Source organism: Streptomyces sp. CBMA123 (assembly GCF_014596465.1).
GTDB lineage: Bacteria > Actinomycetota > Actinomycetes > Streptomycetales > Streptomycetaceae > Kitasatospora.
The window spans coordinates 13,540-31,005 of sequence record NZ_MECK01000490.1 but is presented as its reverse complement, the minus strand read 5'-3'; the positions used below and the strand labels follow the sequence as shown (position 1 = coordinate 31,005).

The following is a 17,466-nucleotide window of genomic DNA, read 5'->3' as shown; positions in this document are numbered from 1 at the left end:
TATCCGGCCCGTCGCGGCCGACGCTCCGTCAGATCGCTCGACGGGGACGTACGGTGCCCGAGCGGCGACGAAGGGGCACGGATCGCCCGTCGGGCGCGGCGGCGCGATGATGGGGAGGCGGGAGCCGGGCGGAAGGGGCCGACCGATGAACCGACGGCTGTGGATCGGCGCGGGCGCGGCGGCGCTGGCCGGAACCGCGCTGCTGGCGGCGGACCGGGCCGGGCGCCGGCTGCCGGTGGAGCACATCACCGAGGGCGGGCTGGAACTCGCCCAGTCGCCCGGCGCGGTCTGGGACGTGCTGACCGACATCGACCTCTACCCGGCCTGGCGTCCGGGCCTCACCCACGTCGAACGGCTGCCCGCCGGGGCCGGCGGCCGCCCGCGCTGGCGCGAGTACGACCGGCACGGGCACATCACCTACGAGGTGGTGGCCAGCGAGGCCCCGCACCGGCTGGTGACCGGCATCGCCGACCCGGACCTGCCCTACGGCGGCACCTGGACCTACCGGCTCTCCCCGGCCGGGCCGGGCTGCTCGCTCACCGTCACCGAGCGCGGTGAGGTCCGCAAGCCGCTGTACCGGGCCGTCTCGCACTATCTGGCCGGCGAGGACGCCACCGTGCACCGCTACCTGGGCGCCCTGGCCCACCGCATGGCCGCGTAGGGCCGAGCCGGGAGACGTTCAGGCCGGATCCACCCAGCCGCTCCGGTACGCCGCCCAGTTCTCCGGCGTCGCGGCGAAGTCCACGTACAGCGCGACGCCGAAGTTCGCCCGCTGCGGGTCCTGCCGGCCCAGGCCCAGCCGGACGCCCCGGACGGCCGCCGGGACGGTCTCCGCGTGGCCCCGGTGCGCCCACTTGTCGTCCCAGAAGAACGGCAGGCCGATCAGCAGGTCGACGTCCGGCGGGGTGGCCTCCAGCGCCAGTTCGGTCTGCAGCGCGACGTAGCCGCCGAACAGCGGCTCGGTCGGCATCGAGGTGTCGTAGGCCATCACCGCGACCTGGTCGACCCTGCGGGCGGTCTCCCGGAAGTACGCCTGGTCCCACCACTTGCCGTGGTCGGTGAGCAGGATGCCGGCCGTGTGCAGGCCGGGCACCGGGTCGATCTGCGGGGCGGCCACCGACAGCTTCGCGCCGCGGGCGGCCGTCACCGGGCGGACCTGGTCGAGCAGGGCGAGCCAGCCGGCCGAGCCGGGGCGGATCGGCTCCATGTCGAAGTGCACGCCGTCGAAGCCCTGGTCCAGCACCTGGGCCGCGGAGGCGGTGACCCGGTCCCGGGTGGGGGCGTCGTCCAGGTCCAGGGCGTCCCGCTCGGGCTTGACCTCGTCGCCCAGCCAGCCCTGCAGCCGCACCCCCGGCAGCGCCCGGTGGGCGGCCTCGGTGAACCAGTGGGCGCGGGGGTGGACGGACGCCGGCAGTGAGCCGTCGTGCTCCAGCGGCCCGGTGTGGACGTAGAGGTCGCGCACGCCGGTGCCGGCCAGCTGCCGGGCCAGCGCCGCCACGTCGGCGTCGGTCTTGCGGCCGTCCACCCAGGCGTGGCCGAGCCAGACGGCGTCCCGCCCCCGGGTGCGGGCCTCGGCGGCCGGTTCACCCGAGTAGTGCAGTCGGAACGCGATGAACACCGAGCCCAGCGCGGCGACCGGCACGGCCGCCGCCAGCCCCAGCGCCACCAGGGCGCGGCCCCACCGGGACAGGCCTCTCCAGCGGCGCAGCGGAGCCCCCAGGGCCCGACCGGCGCGCCGCGCGACGGTCCCGAATCGGGCCACGCGGTTGCTCCCCCCCTTGCGGACGAGCGTTCAGGATACGGAATGCACCGGCATGCCGGGCGGTGGGCCGGATACCCTGGCCAGGTGCATGCCCGAGCAAGCGGGCGCGCAAAGCCGACAGCCGTCGCACAGGGAGACGCCCCATGGCCACTGCAGCCGATCCGTCCATCACTCAGCAGAGCCGCGCGAACGCGCTGCGCGAAGCACTCGCCACCCGGGTGGTGGTGGCCGACGGTGCGATGGGCACCATGCTCCAGGCGCAGGACCCGACGCTGGAGGACTTCCAGAACCTCGAAGGCTGCAACGAGGTCCTCAACGTCACCCGGCCCGACATCGTCCGCTCCGTCCACGAGGCCTACTTCGCGGTGGGCGTGGACTGCGTCGAGACCAACACCTTCGGCGCCAACTTCTCCGCCCTGGGCGAGTACGAGATCCCCGAGCGCATCTTCGAGCTGTCCGAGGCCGGTGCCCGGATCGCCCGCGAGGTGGCCGACGCCCACGCCGCCGACGGCCGCACCCGCTGGGTGCTCGGCTCGATCGGCCCCGGCACCAAGCTGCCGACCCTCGGCCACGCCCCGTACGAGACGCTGCGCGACGGCTTCCAGCGGAACGCGGCCGGCCTGATCGCCGGCGGCGCCGACGCCCTGCTGGTGGAGACCAGCCAGGACCTGCTGCAGACCAAGGCCGCCATCCTCGGCTCCAAGCGCGCCCTGGCCGAGGCCGGGCTGGACCTCCCGGTGCTGGTCCAGGTGACGGTGGAGACCACCGGCACCATGCTGCTCGGCTCCGAGATCGGCGCCGCGCTCACCGCGCTGGAGCCGCTCGGCGTCGACTACATCGGCCTCAACTGCGCCACCGGCCCGGCCGAGATGAGCGAGCACCTGCGCTACCTCGCCAAGAACGCGAGGATCGGCCTGTCCTGCATGCCGAACGCGGGCCTGCCGGTGCTCGGCAAGGACGGCGCCCACTACCCGCTCTCCCCGGCCGAACTGGCCGAGGCGCACGACGTGTTCACCCGCGAGTACGGCCTCTCGCTGGTCGGCGGCTGCTGCGGCACCACCCCCGAGCACCTGCGCCAGGTGGTGGAGAGGGTGCAGGGCCGCCCGATCGCCCGGCGCGAGCCGCAGCCGGAGCCCTCGGCCTCCTCGCTCTACCAGTCGGTGCCGTTCCGCCAGGACACCTCGTACCTGGCGATCGGCGAACGCACCAACGCCAACGGCTCGAAGAAGTTCCGCGAGTCGATGCTGGCCGGTGACTGGCAGGCCTGCGTGGAGATCGCCCGGGACCAGATCCGGGACGGCTCCCACCTGCTGGACCTCTGCGTCGACTACGTCGGCCGCGACGGCGTCGCCGACATGAAGGAGATCGCCGGCCGGCTGGCCACCGCCTCCACCCTGCCGATCGTGCTGGACTCCACCGAGCCGCCCGTGCTGCAGGCCGGTCTGGAGGCGCTCGGCGGCCGCGCGCTGCTCAACTCGGTCAACTACGAGGACGGCAACGCCCCCGACTCGCGCTTCGGGAAGATCGCCTCGCTGGCCCGCGAGCACGGCGCCGGCCTGATCGCGCTGACCATCGACGAGCAGGGCCAGGCCCGCACCGCCGAGCTGAAGGTCGAGATCGCCGAGCGGCTGATCGCCGAACTCACCGCCGACTACGGCATCGACGAGGGCTCGATCCTGGTCGACTGCCTGACCTTCACCCTGGCCACCGGCCAGGAGGAGTCCCGCCGGGACGGCATCGAGACCATCGAGGCGATCCGCGAGCTCAAGCGCCGCCACCCGAAGGTGCAGACCACCCTCGGCCTGTCGAACATCTCCTTCGGCCTCAACCCGGCCGCCCGGGTGGTGCTCAACTCGGTCTTCCTGCACGAGTGCGTGGAGGCCGGCCTCGACTCGGCGATCGTGCACGCCTCCAAGATCCTGCCGATCTCCCGGATCCCCGAGGACCAGCGCGAGGCCGCCCTGGACCTCGTCTACGACCGCCGCCGGGACGGCTACGACCCGCTGCAGCGCCTGCTGGAGCTGTTCGAGGGCGTCTCCACCGCCTCGGTCAAGGCCTCCAAGGCCCAGGAGCTGGCCGCGCTCCCGCTGGACGAGCGGCTGCAGCGCCGGATCATCGACGGCGAGCGCAACGGCCTGGAGGCCGACCTGGACGAGGCGCTGACCGCGCGTCCGGCGCTGGAGATCATCAACGACACCCTGCTGTCCGGGATGAAGGTGGTCGGCGAGCTGTTCGGCTCCGGCCAGATGCAGCTGCCGTTCGTGCTCCAGTCCGCCGAGGTGATGAAGACCGCGGTGGCCCACCTGGAGCCGTACATGGAGAAGTCCGACAGCGAGGGCAAGGGCACCATCGTGCTGGCCACCGTCAAGGGCGACGTCCACGACATCGGCAAGAACCTGGTCGACATCATCCTGTCCAACAACGGCTACAACGTGGTCAACCTGGGCATCAAGCAGCCGGTCTCGGCGATCCTGGACGCCGCGCAGGAGCACAACGCGGACGTGATCGGGATGTCCGGCCTGCTGGTGAAGTCCACCGTGATCATGAAGGAGAACCTGGAGGAGCTGAACCAGCGCAAGCTGGCCGCCAGCTTCCCGGTGATCCTCGGCGGCGCCGCCCTGACCCGCGCCTACGTCGAGCAGGACCTGCACGAGATCTACGAGGGTGAGGTCCGCTACGCCCGGGACGCCTTCGAGGGCCTGCGGCTGATGGACGCGCTGGTCGCCGTCAAGCGCGGCGTGCCCGGCGCCACCCTGCCGGAGCTCAAGCAGCGCCGGCACGCCCGGGTCGAGGTGGAGGAGCCGGAGCCCGAGGTCAACCTCGGCCAGATCCGCTCCGACGTCGCGCTGGACAACGGGCTGCCCACCCCGCCGTTCTGGGGCGACCGGATCGTCAAGGGCATCCCGTTCGCCGACTACGCCTCCTGGCTGGACGAGGACGCGCTGTTCAAGGGCCAGTGGGGTCTGAAGGCCGCGCGCAGCGGCGAGGGCCCGTCCTACGAGGAGCTGGTGGAGACCGAGGGCCGGCCGCGGCTGCGGGCCTGGCTGGACCGGCTGCAGACCGAGGGCTGGCTGGAGGCGGCCGTGGTCTACGGCTACTTCCCGGCCAACTCCAAGGGCGACGACCTGATCGTCTTCCACGAGGACGGCACCGAGCGGACCCGCTTCACCTTCCCCCGCCAGCGGCGCGGCCGCCGGCTCTGCCTGGCGGACTTCTTCCGCCCGGAGGAGTCCGGCCAGCGGGACGTGGTCGGGCTGCAGGTCGTCACCATGGGCAACCGGATCTCGGAGGCGGCCAACGAGCTGTTCGCCGGGAACTCCTACCGCGACTACCTGGAGCTGCACGGTCTGTCGGTCCAACTGGCCGAGGCGCTGGCCGAGTTCTGGCACGCCCGGGTCCGCTACGAGCTGGGCTTCTCCGGCGAGGACCCGCAGGACGTCAAGGACATGTTCGCGCTCAAGTACCGGGGCGCCCGGTTCTCGCTCGGCTACGGGGCCTGCCCCGAGCTGGAGGACCGCGCCAAGATCGCCGACCTGCTGCGGCCGGAGCGGATCGGCGTGGTGCTGTCGGAGGAGTTCCAGCTGCACCCGGAGCAGTCCACCGACGCGATCGTGATCCACCACCCCGAGGCGAAGTACTTCAACGCCCGGTAATCCCGACGCCCCTCTCCGTTCGCTCTTTCCGGGCGAAGCGGGCGTATCCTGGATGATCCTGAACGGGCCGGTCCGCTCACCAGCGGGCCGGCCTGTGCCATCCCCGAGGACGTCCGAGGACACGCCGCGGGGCCCCGCCGGAAGGATCCACCATGACCACCAGCCCCACCGCCGCCCTGGCGCTCGACCACGGGAACGACCGCGGCCTGCAGGCGGTGCTGCTGGACATGGACGGCACGCTGGTGGACACCGAGGACTTCTGGTGGCAGGCCGAGGTCACGCTCTTCGCCGAGCTGGGCCACCAGCTGGACGAGCGGGACCGGGCCCACGTGGTCGGCGGCCCGATGACCCGGGTGATGGACTACCTGGTCGCCCGTACCGGGGTGGACATCGCCCCGGCCGACCTGGGCGTGCTGGTCAACCAGCGCTTCGTCGACCTGCTGGCCGGCGGGGTGCCGCTGATGCCGGGCGCCGAGCGGCTGCTCAACACCCTTGCCGCGCACGGGATCCCGGCCGCGCTGGTGTCCGCCTCGCACCGGCACGTGATCGACATCGTGCTGCGTTCGCTGGGCGCCGAGCGCTTCGCCTTCACCATCGGCGGGGACGAGGTGCCGCGCACCAAGCCGTTCCCGGACCCGTACCTGGAGGCGGCCCGCCGGCTGGGGGCGGAGCCGGCCCGCTGCGTGGTCGTCGAGGACACCCCGACCGGGGTGCGGGCGGGGGAGGCGGCCGGCTGCCCGGTGATCGCGGTGCCCTCGGTGGCGCCGATCGAGCCGGCTCCCGGGCGGCTGGTGCTGCCGTCGCTGGAGCAGGTCGATCTCGAACTGCTGCGCTCGCTGGTCGCCTCGCGGGTGTGATTGTCATCTCATTGCGGGCGGGGTCTACTCGCCGGTAAGTGCCTCGATCCGAGGGCTCCGGGGGAGAAAACGGGCATTGGCTGACAACTCGTCGGGTGCGCCGTGATGCCCCCAACCACCGTGTCCCAAACGTCATCTGCACGGGTATCGGTCGTGCGTGTTCGATATGGCACGCTACTCGGGTTCGCGACACCCCCGAAGGACGCTCCCGTGAAGACTTCAGCTGAACGCCTGGCAGCACTCGGCTGCGCCGGTCTGGTCGCCGTGACGGTGGCCGGATGCGGATCGGTCACCGACGCCGTCAAGGGGGACAGTGGCGGCAAGGCGATCACCATGGGGACCGCCCAGCTGACCGGCACCTTGGACCCCGCGGTCGTCTACGACTCCGGCTCCTGGCTCGTGCTGCGCAACACCTTCCAGTCGCTGCTGACCTTCCCGGCGGCCGCCAGCACGCCCTCCCCGGACGCCGCGCAGTCCTGCGACTTCTCCGGCGGCGAGGCCACCGAGTACCACTGCACCCTGCGGCCCGGCCTGAAGTTCTCCAACGGCCACCCGCTGACCGCCGAGGACGTGGTGTTCTCGATCCAGCGGACCAAGAAGATCAACGACCAGAACGGCCCGGCGGGCCTGCTCGCCTCGATCAAGAGCGTGGAGGCCAAGGGCGACACCGAGGTGGTCTTCCACCTGTCGGCCCCCGACGCCACCCTGCCGGCCAAGCTGGCCTCCCCGGCCGGTGCCATCGTCGACCACCAGGTCTTCCCGGCGGACAAGGCGCTCTCCAACGACAAGGTGGTCGGCTCCGGCCCGTACCGCTTCGACTCGGTCGAGGGCATGGCCGACGGCAAGCAACTGGGCAAGGTCGTGCTGGTCCCCAACGACAAGTACACCGGTGACGCCAAGCTGCGGAACAGCAAGTTCACCGTCCGGTACTTCGACAAGCCCGCCGACCTCAAGGCCGCGCTGGACAAGGGCGACGTCGACGTCACCGACAACAGCCTGGAGCCCAACACCGCGGCCCAGATCCGCTCCGACCAGCAGGGCGGCAAGACCGACCTCCAGGTCGTCGAGGGCGACAGCAACGACACCCGCTCGCTGGCCTTCAACACCAAGGACCCGCTGCTGAGCAACGTCGGCGTGCGCCAGGCCGCCGCCGCGCTGCTCGACCGCAAGGCGCTCGCCCGCGACGTCTTCGCCCGCACCGTCCAGCCGCTGTACGCGATGGTCCCGGCCGGCGTCACCGGCCACACCACCGCCTTCTTCGACCGCTGGGGCGACCAGGACGTGGCCAAGGCCAAGAAGGCCCTGACCGACAACAAGGTCCAGATCCCGGTCAAGCTCACCCTCACCTGGTCCCGCTCGCGGGCCGGCGGCGGCGAGGCCGACACCCTCAAGAAGCAGCTTGAGACCGGCGGCCTGTTCCAGGTGACGGTCCAGCAGGAGCCCGACTGGGACGCCTACAAGAAGGGCTGGACCGAGGGCAAGTACCAGGCGTACATCGTCGGTTGGTTCGCCGACTACCCGGACCCGGACAACTACATCGCCCCGCTGCTGATCGACGGCGGCATCTTCCACACCGGCTGGGACGACCCGAAGATCAGCCAGAAGCTGATCCCGGACGGCCTCAAGCAGGCCGACCGCAGCGCCGCCTCGGCCGGCTACGCGCAGATCCAGCAGATCGTCGCGGACACCGTGCCGATGATCCCGCTGTACCAGAACAAGTCCTTCTACGCGGCCCGTGCGGACATCACCGGCGTCGAGTCCACCGTCGACACCACCGGCTTCTTCCGCTTCTGGGAGATCGGCCGCAGCGGCAAGTAACGCGCCACGCACGGCGGCCCGCCCGCTTCCCCCCTGAACCACCGGGGGAAGCGGGCGGGCCGCCGTCACGTTCCGGCCGGCTACAGGGCGCCCGGCCGCACCAGCCCGCTCTCGTAGGCGTACACCGCCGCCTGCACCCGGTCGCGCAGCTGGAGCTTGGTCAGCACATGGCCGACATGGGTCTTCACGGTCGTCTCGCTGACGAACAGCTCGGCCGCGATCTCCGCGTTCGACAACCCGCGCGCCACCAGCTTCAGCACCTCCAACTCCCGCTCGGTCAGCGCGCTCAGCGCCTGCGGCGGCGCCTCCTCGCCCGAGGGCAGCTTGGTGGCGTACATGTCCAGCAGCCGGCGGGTGATGCTCGGCGCCAGCATCGCCGCGCCGTCCGCGACCACCCGGATCGCCTGCACCAGCTCCTCCGCCGGGACGTCCTTCAGGAGGAAGCCGCTGGCACCCGCGCGCAGCGCCTCCACCACGTACTCGTCCAGGTCGAAGGTGGTCAGCACCAGCACCTTGGCCGGCCCGTCGCGGCCCGGACCGGCGATCCGGCGGGTCGCCTCGACGCCGTCCATCCGCGGCATCCGGATGTCCATCAGCACCACGTCGGGCTGCAGCGCCCGCACCTGGTCCAGCGCCTGCTGGCCGTCGCCGGCCTCGCCGACCACCACCAGGTCGGACTCGGCCTCCAGGATCATCCGGAAACCGGTGCGCAGCAGCGGCTGGTCGTCGACCAGCAGCACACGGATCGTCACTAGGACTCCTTGTTCATCGGATCCCCCGTGGGATCGCTCTCATCCGACGTACGGGCCTGTGCTGGCCTGCACTGGCAGCGGGTACGGCGGCGGGGTGCCGCCGAACTCCGGGCAGCTGGCCTGGTGGTCGCACCAGTCGCAGAGCCGGTTGCGGGTCGCCGGGAAGTCCCCGGTGGCCACCGCCTGGGCGATCCGCTCCCACAGCGCCTGCAGCTTGCGCTCCACCGCGAGCAGGTCGGCCTCGTCCGGGTCGTAGCTGACCACGTCCCCGCCGCCGCCCAGGTAGACCAGCTGGAGGCGCTTGGGGATCACGCCCTTCCAGCGCCACACCACCAGCGCGTAGAACTTCATCTGGAACATCGCCTTGCCCTCGAAGTCCCGGGAGGGCGCCCGGCCGGTCTTGTAGTCCACCAGCCGGACCTCACCGGTGGGGGCGACGTCCACCCGGTCGATGTAGCCGCGCAGCAGCAGCCCCGACTCCAGGGCCGTCTCCACGTACAGCTCCCGCTCCACCGGGTGCAGCCGGGTCGGGTCCTCCAGCCGGAACCACTGGCCGACCAGCTTCTCGGCGTCCGCCAGCCAGCGGGTCAGCGCCGCGCCGTCCGGGTCGTCCGGGAACAGCGAGCCCAGCTCCGGGCGCTCGCCCAGCAGCCGCTCCCACTGCGGGCGCAGCAGGCCCAGCGCCCGCTCGGGCGTCCGCTCGGTCGCCGGGCTGTCGAACAGCCGCTCCAGCACGGCGTGCACCAGCGTGCCCCGGGTCGCCGCCTGGCTCGGCGGCTCGGGCAGCCGGTCGATCACCCGCAGCCGGTACAGCAGGGGACAGGTGAGGAAGTCCCCCGCGCGGGACGGGGACAGCCCGGTCGGGGGCGCCGCCGGGCGCGCCGGTGCCGCGGCGGCGCTGCTGGTGTCGGTCTGCTGCATGACTACGACCCTATTGCCCTTCGCTGTCATCCCGCTGCCACCGAGCTGCCGCCCGGGCCTTTCCCGGGACCGGCCCCGGGAACGCCCGGGGCCGGTCCGAGCCCGCCCCAGTGGGTATGAAGGCTGACAGAGGGGCGCGCGGCACCCAGTGGCCGCGATCACGTAGCGTGGGCGCACCGGGGGCACCACGGGCGAACGACCGAAGGGATCACGGTGAGCGACACCAGGGGGCAGCAGACCTCCGACCAGCCACCGCAGGACGGCGACCGCCCGGGCCGGCAGCCGCCGGAACGCGGCGGCGGGCTCCTGATGGGGCGCCCCTTCGGGGTGCCCGTCTACGTCACCCCGTCCTGGTTCGTCATCGCCGCCCTGATCACCTGGGTGTTCGGCGGGCAGCTCGGCGACGTCCTGCCCGAACTCGGCAGCGGCGTGCGCTATCTGCTGGCCTTCTGCTTCGCGGTCGCCTTCTACGCCTCCGTGCTGGTGCACGAACTCGCCCACACCCTGGTCGCGCTGCGTTACAAGCTCGGGGTGCGGCGGATCCAGCTGCAGTTCTTCGGCGGCGTCTCCGAGATCGAGAACGAGGCCGAGAGCCCCTGGCGGGAGTTCTGGCTGGCCTTCGTCGGCCCGCTGCTGTCGCTGGTGCTCGGCGGCGTCTTCTACCTCGCGCTGCGCGCCGTCGAACTGTCCAGCGTGCCCGGGGTGCTGCTCACCGGCCTGATGGTCTCCAACCTGGTGGTGGCCGCCTTCAACCTGCTGCCCGGCCTGCCGCTGGACGGCGGCCGGATGCTGCGCGCCGTGGTCTGGGCCGTCAGCGGCAAGGCGATGACCGGCACGGTGGCGGCGGCCTGGATCGGCCGGGCGCTGGCGGTCGTGCTGCTGTTCGGCCTGCCGCTGGTCAACGCCTCACGCGGCACCGAAGTCAGCACCACCGACACCCTGGTGGACGCGGTGCTGGCCGCCGTGCTGGCCGCGATCATCTGGAACGGCGCCACCGGGAGCCTGCGCAACGCCCGGCTCAAGGCGGCGCTGCCCGAGCTGCGGCTGCGCGACTTCGCCCGCCGCACCGTCGAGGTCACCGCCGACACCCCGCTCGGCGAGGCGATGCGCCGCGCCCACGAGGCCCAGGCCGGCGCGGTCGTGGTGGTGGACGGCCGGGGCGACCCGATCGGCATCGTCCGGGAGTCCGCGGTACGGACCGTACCGGAGCACCGCCGGCCCTGGGTGTCCGTGGGCCCGCTCTCCCGCGACCTCGAACCGGGGCTGCGGCTGGACGCCGACCTCGGCGGCGAGGACCTGCTGCGGGCCATCCAGGCCACCCCGGCGGGGGAGTACCTGGTGGTCGAGGCGGACGGCCGGGTGTACGGCGTGGCCGCCCTCACCGACATCGAGCAGCGCCTGACCGCGGCCGTGTCCGGCCGGTGACCAGGCCCTGGTGAGGTGGAGCGGCCCGCTTCCCTTAGGATTGGCCGCATGTCCGAACCGACCGGTGCCGCCCGCCGACGCGGGCCCTTCCAGGTCGGGGACCAGGTCCAGCTGACCGACCCCAAGGGTCGCCACTACACGTTCACGCTCCAGGCCGGGAACCAGTTCCACACCCACAAGGGTGCGTTCCCGCACGACGAGCTGATCGGCGCTCCCGAAGGCACGGTCGTGCGCACCACGGGGAACGTCCCGTACCTCGCGCTGCGCCCCCTGCTCCCCGACTACGTCCTGTCCATGCCCCGCGGCGCCGCCGTGATCTACCCCAAGGACGCGGGGCAGATCCTGGCCATGGCCGACATCTTCGCCGGTGCCCGGGTGATCGAGGCGGGTGTCGGCTCGGGCGCGCTCAGCATGTACCTGCTGCGCGCCGTCGGAGAGCAGGGCATGCTGGCCTCCTACGAGCGCCGGCAGGACTTCGCGGACATCGCCCAGGGCAACGTCGAGCGCTACTTCGGCGGCCCGCACCCGGCGTGGAAGCTGACCGTCGGCGACCTCCAGGACAACCTGGTCGAGACCGACGTCGACCGCGTCATCCTCGACATGCTGGCGCCCTGGGAGTGCCTGGACGTCGCCTCCCAGGCGCTCGTGCCCGGCGGCCTCATCTGCTGCTACGTGGCCACCACCACGCAGATGTCCAAGACCGTCGAGGCACTGCGCGACCACGGCACCTTCACCGAGCCGCAGGCCTGGGAGACCATGGTCCGCACCTGGCACCTGGAGGGCCTGGCCGTCCGCCCGGACCACCGGATGATCGGCCACACCGGCTTCCTGCTCACCGCCCGCCGCCTGGCGGACGGCGTCGAGCCGCCGCTGCGCCGCCGCCGCCCGGCCAAGGGCGCCTACGGCGAGGACTACGACAACGGGACGCCCGAGCCGTCCCTGCAGGAGCGCGCCGCGGCCCGCAAGGCCGCCCGTGACACCGACGCGGTCCAGCCCGACCTGGGCTGAGTCCGGACCCGAACACCAGGGGTGGTGCGAGCATCGGCTCGCACCACCCCTTTCGTCTGCGCCCGCGACGGTGTGGGACGATGCTCGCTCACACGCAGACCAGCTCCTGGAGCTCTGGAGGGGACGCCTGGTGGAGACCGCGGTCGGGACGACGGCGACGGCTGGACAGCAGACACCGCAGGGCCCCACCCGGCCCGGTCACGCGCGCACCACCCCCTGGCACTGGGCCCTGGCCCTGGCCGGCTGCGGCGCGGTGGTGGCCGCCGCACTCGCCGCCTCCCCGGCGACCGGCACCCCGCTGCCGGCCCGCGGCGGCACCCCCAAGGCGCTCGCCGCGAGCGCCGCCCCCGATCCGGCCAAGGCCCAACTGCCCATGGACTGCGGCCCGTTCCCGGTCAAGACGGTGCTCAGGGTGCCCGCCGACCTGGGAGACGGCCACCCTGGTACGGTCGTCGCCGCGCACTGCGACACCGACACCGGCACCCCGCCGGACTCCGTCTACCTGCTCGGCTTCGGCCCGGACGGGCGCCCGGCAGTGGTCGCCACCCTGCTGACCGACCGCGAGAACCTGACCCTGAACCGGCTCGCGGTGCGCTCCGACGGCGCCATCACCGGCCACGCGCAGGGGTATTCGAGCGACGACGTGCCGCGCTTCCGGCCCGACGTCTCACTGGACCTCACCTGGACGCACAAGGGCGGCGGCTGGGTACGCTCCCAGTCCGCCGCCCCGGTCTCCGCCGTCTGAACGGCTATTCGGCGTCCGGTCCGTAGACCTCGACCCGGTCGGTGACCCGGCGCACGTGGATGCAGTCGCCGGGGCACTCCTTGGCCGAGTCCACCACGTCCTGAAGCAGCGTCAGCGGCACCGGGGCGGTCTCCCCGGGCTGCTGGCGCAGTTCGTCGTCCTGGCCCTTGACGTACGCGAGTCCGTCGATGTCCAGCTCGAAGACCTCGGGTGCGTACTGGACGCAGATGCCGTCGCCGGTGCACAGATCCTGGTCGATCCACACCTCCAGCTCCTCGCCCGCCGTCGCGGTCTGCTCGGTCACCGACATGTCCCCTGCCGTTTCTGTCCCGGGTCGCCCCTATTCCTGGAGCAATCCCGCCATTCGTACAACGATCGGACCCAGCACCGCGGTCGCGATCGGATATCACTTCGCTCGACGATACATCTGGCCCGCTTTGGGTGGTGAGCGGTGGGTATCCCCTTAGCAGAGGGGAAGCACGCTGGGGCGAAGATCGGACACGCCCGTTCCATCTTTCTTGATCTAGGGGTTTACGGACCCCTGGTCCCAGGTAGGGTCTGGAAGCGTCCAGCTCCCCGGAGGAGGTGAGGACCGTGGCAGCCCACGATGACGACTACAACCGCAGCACCGGCAGGCCCGCTCGTGGTTCCGACGAGGCCGCTCAGGTCTCGTACCTTGAGCAGGAAATCGCCGTACTGCGCCGCAAGCTCGCCGACTCGCCGCGCAATTCGAGAATCCTCGAAGAGCGGATCGTCGAGCTCCAGACCAACCTGGCCGGCGTGACCGCCCAGAACGAACGACTCGCCTCCACCCTGCGCGAGGCCCGCGACCAGATCGTGGCCCTCAAGGAGGAAGTGGACCGGCTGGCACAGCCCCCGGCCGGTTTCGGCACCTTCCTCGTGGCGAACGAGGACGGTACCGCCGACATCTTCACCGGCGGTCGCAAGCTCCGCGTCAACGTCAGTCCGAACGTCGCCCTCGACGAACTGCGGCGCGGCCAGGAGGTGATGCTCAACGAGGCCCTCAACATCGTGGACGCGATGGCCTTCGAGCGCATCGGCGAGATCGTCACCCTCAAGGAGATCCTCGAGGACGGCGAACGCGCCCTGGTCGTCGGCCACACCGACGAGGAGCGCGTGGTGCGCCTCGCCGAACCGCTGCGCGAGGTCACCATCCGGGCGGGGGACGCCCTGTTGCTGGAGCCCCGCTCCGGCTACGTGTACGAGGTGGTGCCGAAGTCCGAGGTCGAGGAGCTGGTCCTCGAGGAGGTCCCGGACATCGACTACCGGCAGATCGGCGGCCTGAGCAACCAGATCGAGCTGATCCGCGACGCGGTCGAACTGCCGTACCTGCACGCCGACCTCTTCAAGGAGTACGAGCTGCGCCCGCCCAAGGGCGTGTTGCTCTACGGCCCGCCCGGCTGCGGCAAGACGCTGATCGCCAAGGCGGTCGCCAACTCGCTGGCCAAGAAGGTCGCCGAGGTCACCGGCCGCCCCCAGGGGAAGAGCTACTTCCTCAACATCAAGGGCCCCGAGCTGCTCAACAAGTACGTGGGCGAGACCGAGCGGCAGATCCGCCTGGTCTTCCAGCGGGCCCGGGAGAAGGCGAGCGAGGGCACGCCCGTCATCGTCTTCTTCGACGAGATGGAGTCGCTGTTCCGCACCCGCGGTTCCGGTGTCAGCTCGGACGTGGAGAACACCATCGTCCCGCAGCTGCTCGCCGAGATCGACGGCGTGGAGGGCCTGGAGAACGTCATCGTCATCGGCGCCTCGAACCGTGAGGACATGATCGACCCGGCGATCCTGCGGCCCGGCCGGCTGGACGTCAAGATCAAGATCGAGCGCCCGGACGCCGAGGCCGCGAAGGACATCTTCTCCAAGTACCTCAAGGACTCGCTGCCGTTCCACCCGGACGACCTCAAGGAGCACGACGGCTCCGTCGGGGCCACGGTGGCGGCGATGATCCAGTCGGTCGTGGAGCGGATGTACTCGGAGACCGAGGAGAACCGCTTCCTGGAGGTCACCTACGCCAACGGTGACAAGGAGGTCCTGTTCTTCAAGGACTTCAACTCCGGCGCCATGATCCAGAACATCGTCGACCGCGCGAAGAAGATGGCCATCAAGGACTTCCTCGACCACGGTCAGCGCGGTCTGCGCGTCTCCCACCTGCTCGCCGCCTGCGTGGACGAGTTCAAGGAGAACGAGGACCTGCCCAACACCACCAACCCGGACGACTGGGCCCGCATCTCCGGCAAGAAGGGCGAGCGGATCGTCTTCATCCGCACGCTGGTCACCGGCAAGCAGGGCGCCGAGTCCGGTCGCTCGATCGACACTGTCGCCAACACGGGGCAGTACCTGTAAGCACGCGGTTGTCCGGGCCGCCAGCGGTCCCCGGAGCTGTACGCACACCGTCCGGCTGTGGCGCCTCGCGGCCCCGCAGCCGGACGGCGCGTCTCGGGGGCCCGCCGGTCGGCGCGGAAATAGGCTCGACCCACCGTCCGCGGGCAGACGTCCGGCGCCGGTGTTGTCCAGCGGAAGTCAGTGTGTTCCGTCCGTCGGGGGCGGCGCACCGGGCAAGGAGGGCCGCATGACCGTACGGCGCGTGATGGGAATCGAGACCGAGTACGGGATCTCCGTGCCCGGGCACCCCAACGCCAACGCCATGCTCACCTCGTCCCAGATCGTCAACGCCTACGCGGCGGCGATGCACCGGGCACGGCGGGCCCGCTGGGACTTCGAGGAGGAGAACCCGCTGCGCGACGCGCGGGGCTTCGACCTCGCGCGCGAGGTGGCGGACGCCAGCCAGCTGACCGACGAGGACATCGGCCTCGCCAACGTCATCCTCACCAACGGGGCCCGGTTCTACGTGGACCACGCGCACCCCGAGTACAGCTCGCCCGAGGTGACCAACCCGCGCGACGCCGTGCTGTGGGACAAGGCCGGCGAGCGGATCATGGCCGCCGCCGCGCAACGCGCGCTGGAGCTGCCCAACGGGCAGAACATCCACCTGTACAAGAACAACACCGACAACAAGGGCGCCTCCTACGGCACCCACGAGAACTACCTGATGAAGCGGTCGACGCCGTTCGCCGACATCGTCCGCCATCTCACCCCGTTCTTCGTCTCCCGCCAGGTGGTCACCGGCGCCGGCCGGGTCGGCATCGGCCAGGACGGCTCGTCGAACGGCTTCCAGATCAGCCAGCGGGCGGACTACTTCGAGGTCGAGGTCGGCCTGGAGACCACCCTCAAGCGCCCGATCATCAACACCCGGGACGAACCGCACGCCGACGCCGAGAAGTACCGCCGGCTGCACGTGATCATCGGGGACGCCAACCTCTCCGAGATCTCCACCTACCTCAAACTGGGCACCACCTCGCTGGTCCTGGCGATGATCGAGGACTCCTTCATCGCCTCCGACCTCGCCGTCGACCAGCCGGTGCGCACCCTGCACCGGGTCTCCCACGACCCGACCCTCAAGCACCTGATCACCCTGCGCAACGGGCGCAAGCTCACCGCCGTCCAACTGCAGCTGGAGTACTTCGAACTGGCCCGCAAGTACGTCGAGGACCGCTTCGGCACCGACGCCGACGAGCAGACCATGGACGTGCTGGCCCGCTGGGAGGACGTGCTGGGGCGGCTGGAGCGCGATCCGATGTCGCTCTCCAAGCAGCTGGACTGGATCGCCAAGCGGGAGATCCTGGAGGGCTACCGCAGTCGGGACGCCCTGGACTGGGACAACCCGCGGCTGCACCTGGTCGACCTCCAGTACAGCGACGTACGGGCCGAGAAGGGCCTCTACAACCGTCTGGTGGCCCGCGGCAGGTTCGAGCGGCTGCTGACCGAGGAGGAGGTCGAGCGGGCCGTCACCAAGCCCCCGGAGGACACCAGGGCGTACTTCCGCGGGCGCTGCCTGGAGCAGTACGCGGAGCACGTCGCGGCGGCCTCCTGGGACTCGGTGATCTTCGACCTGCCGGGCCGGGACTCGTTGCAGCGGGTGCCCACGCTGGAGCCGCTGCGCGGCACCCGCAACCACGTCAAGGAGCTGCTGGACCGCTGCCGCACGGCGGAGGACCTGCTGCGCGTCCTGGCCGGCGGGTAACTTTTCGATCACCACGGGTGAACGTCCGCCGAATGGGAATCATCCGGGGTGGCAGCGGGTGTTGGACAGGAAGCGCCACCGGCAAACCGGGAGCGGTAGTCGCACCTTGTGTATAGGGTCGGTGCCAACCGGCAACGACCGACCGACCAAACCGTGCCAGACGATTCGAGCGGGGTGAGGGAAATGGCGAGCAAGGACACCGGCGGCGGCCAGCAGCGGGCAAACCGTTCCTCCGAGGAGGTCGAGGAGCAGGTCGCGGAAACCCAGAATTCCGAGGACCTCAAGGAGCGCCAGGAAAAGCTGAGCGACGACGTCGACGCGGTGCTGGACGAAATCGACGAAGTGCTCGAGTCGAACGCCGAGGATTTCGTCCGGGGATTCGTTCAGAAGGGCGGGCAATAGCCCGTCCCCGGTCATCGGGAATTC

General features: G+C 71.2%; 14 protein-coding genes. 10 read left to right on the top strand and 4 right to left on the bottom strand.

Features of this window, described 5'->3' with window-relative positions:
- The first annotated feature begins 145 nt into the window (after positions 1–145).
- Complete coding sequence (locus tag BG452_RS35100) at positions 146–661, top strand: SRPBCC family protein (protein ID WP_188308383.1); 516 nt, start codon at positions 146–148, stop codon at positions 659–661.
- Positions 662–679: 18 nt separating this feature from the next.
- Here the strand turns inward: BG452_RS35100 and BG452_RS35095 are convergent, their stop codons facing one another.
- A complete protein-coding gene (locus tag BG452_RS35095) occupies positions 680–1,762 on the bottom strand; it encodes a hypothetical protein (RefSeq protein ID WP_317621374.1) in 1,083 nt (360 codons plus the stop codon).
- Between the two features lie 143 nt (positions 1,763–1,905).
- Here BG452_RS35095 and metH point away from each other — a divergent pair, with 143 nt between their 5' ends.
- From metH to BG452_RS35080, 3 genes are all read left to right on the top strand, one after another.
- Entirely contained in the window at positions 1,906–5,415 is a 3,510-nt protein-coding gene (metH, locus tag BG452_RS35090; RefSeq protein WP_188308382.1) for a methionine synthase, read from the top strand.
- Positions 5,416–5,567: 152 nt separating this feature from the next.
- Positions 5,568–6,272: an HAD family hydrolase gene (locus tag BG452_RS35085; protein WP_188308381.1), complete on the top strand. Its 705-nt coding sequence runs from the start codon at positions 5,568–5,570 to the stop codon at positions 6,270–6,272.
- Positions 6,273–6,482: 210 nt separating this feature from the next.
- A complete protein-coding gene (locus BG452_RS35080) occupies positions 6,483–8,090 on the top strand; it encodes an ABC transporter substrate-binding protein (protein WP_188308380.1) in 1,608 nt (535 codons plus the stop codon).
- Positions 8,091–8,170: 80 nt separating this feature from the next.
- Here BG452_RS35080 and BG452_RS35075 read toward each other — a convergent pair whose 3' ends face one another.
- Together BG452_RS35075 and BG452_RS35070 are read right to left on the bottom strand one after the other, a co-directional pair.
- Positions 8,171–8,842, bottom strand: coding sequence for a response regulator (locus tag BG452_RS35075; RefSeq protein WP_063346919.1), 672 nt, complete (start codon positions 8,840–8,842; stop codon positions 8,171–8,173).
- Between the two features lie 39 nt (positions 8,843–8,881).
- Positions 8,882–9,763 carry a RecB family exonuclease gene (locus tag BG452_RS35070; protein ID WP_223243172.1) on the bottom strand — a complete coding sequence of 294 codons (882 nt, stop codon included), beginning with the start codon at positions 9,761–9,763 and terminating at the stop codon, positions 8,882–8,884.
- A gap of 213 nt (positions 9,764–9,976) precedes the next feature.
- On the opposite strand from BG452_RS35070, the gene BG452_RS35065 reads away from it, so the two are divergent.
- From BG452_RS35065 to BG452_RS35055, 3 genes are all read left to right on the top strand, one after another.
- A complete protein-coding gene (locus tag BG452_RS35065; RefSeq protein WP_317621373.1) occupies positions 9,977–11,188 on the top strand; it encodes a site-2 protease family protein in 1,212 nt (403 codons plus the stop codon).
- A 48-nt stretch (positions 11,189–11,236) separates the two neighbouring features.
- Positions 11,237–12,196, top strand: coding sequence for a tRNA (adenine-N1)-methyltransferase (locus BG452_RS35060; RefSeq protein WP_188308378.1), 960 nt, complete (start codon positions 11,237–11,239; stop codon positions 12,194–12,196).
- 130 nt (positions 12,197–12,326) lie between these two features.
- Entirely contained in the window at positions 12,327–12,941 is a 615-nt protein-coding gene (locus BG452_RS35055; protein WP_188308377.1) for a hypothetical protein, read from the top strand.
- Positions 12,942–12,945: 4 nt separating this feature from the next.
- Here BG452_RS35055 and BG452_RS35050 read toward each other — a convergent pair whose 3' ends face one another.
- Positions 12,946–13,251: a ferredoxin gene (locus BG452_RS35050; RefSeq protein ID WP_188308376.1), complete on the bottom strand. Its 306-nt coding sequence runs from the start codon at positions 13,249–13,251 to the stop codon at positions 12,946–12,948.
- Between the two features lie 284 nt (positions 13,252–13,535).
- Here BG452_RS35050 and arc point away from each other — a divergent pair, with 284 nt between their 5' ends.
- The 3 genes from arc (at position 13,536) to BG452_RS35035 (ending at position 17,442) form a co-directional block, all read left to right on the top strand.
- Entirely contained in the window at positions 13,536–15,302 is a 1,767-nt protein-coding gene (gene arc / locus BG452_RS35045; protein WP_188308375.1) for a proteasome ATPase, read from the top strand.
- A gap of 226 nt (positions 15,303–15,528) precedes the next feature.
- Positions 15,529–17,040 (top strand): depupylase/deamidase Dop, encoded by a 1,512-nt coding sequence (gene dop, locus BG452_RS35040; RefSeq protein ID WP_188308374.1) that lies wholly within the window; start codon positions 15,529–15,531, stop codon positions 17,038–17,040.
- Positions 17,041–17,223: 183 nt separating this feature from the next.
- Positions 17,224–17,442, top strand: a complete 219-nt coding sequence (locus BG452_RS35035; RefSeq protein WP_188308373.1) for a ubiquitin-like protein Pup — start codon at positions 17,224–17,226, stop codon at positions 17,440–17,442.
- Positions 17,443–17,466 lie beyond the last annotated feature (24 nt).

Coding starts and splice junctions, on each gene's coding strand:
- BG452_RS35100 (WP_188308383.1), top strand. CDS start 146: ATGAACCGACGGCTGTGGATCGGCGCGGGCGCGGCGGCGCTGGCCGGA.
- BG452_RS35035 (WP_188308373.1), top strand. CDS start 17,224: ATGGCGAGCAAGGACACCGGCGGCGGCCAGCAGCGGGCAAACCGTTCC.
- metH (WP_188308382.1), top strand. CDS start 1,906: ATGGCCACTGCAGCCGATCCGTCCATCACTCAGCAGAGCCGCGCGAAC.
- BG452_RS35050 (WP_188308376.1), bottom strand. CDS start 13,251: ATGTCGGTGACCGAGCAGACCGCGACGGCGGGCGAGGAGCTGGAGGTG.
- BG452_RS35085 (WP_188308381.1), top strand. CDS start 5,568: ATGACCACCAGCCCCACCGCCGCCCTGGCGCTCGACCACGGGAACGAC.
- dop (WP_188308374.1), top strand. CDS start 15,529: ATGACCGTACGGCGCGTGATGGGAATCGAGACCGAGTACGGGATCTCC.
- BG452_RS35070 (WP_223243172.1), bottom strand. CDS start 9,763: ATGCAGCAGACCGACACCAGCAGCGCCGCCGCGGCACCGGCGCGCCCG.
- BG452_RS35060 (WP_188308378.1), top strand. CDS start 11,237: ATGTCCGAACCGACCGGTGCCGCCCGCCGACGCGGGCCCTTCCAGGTC.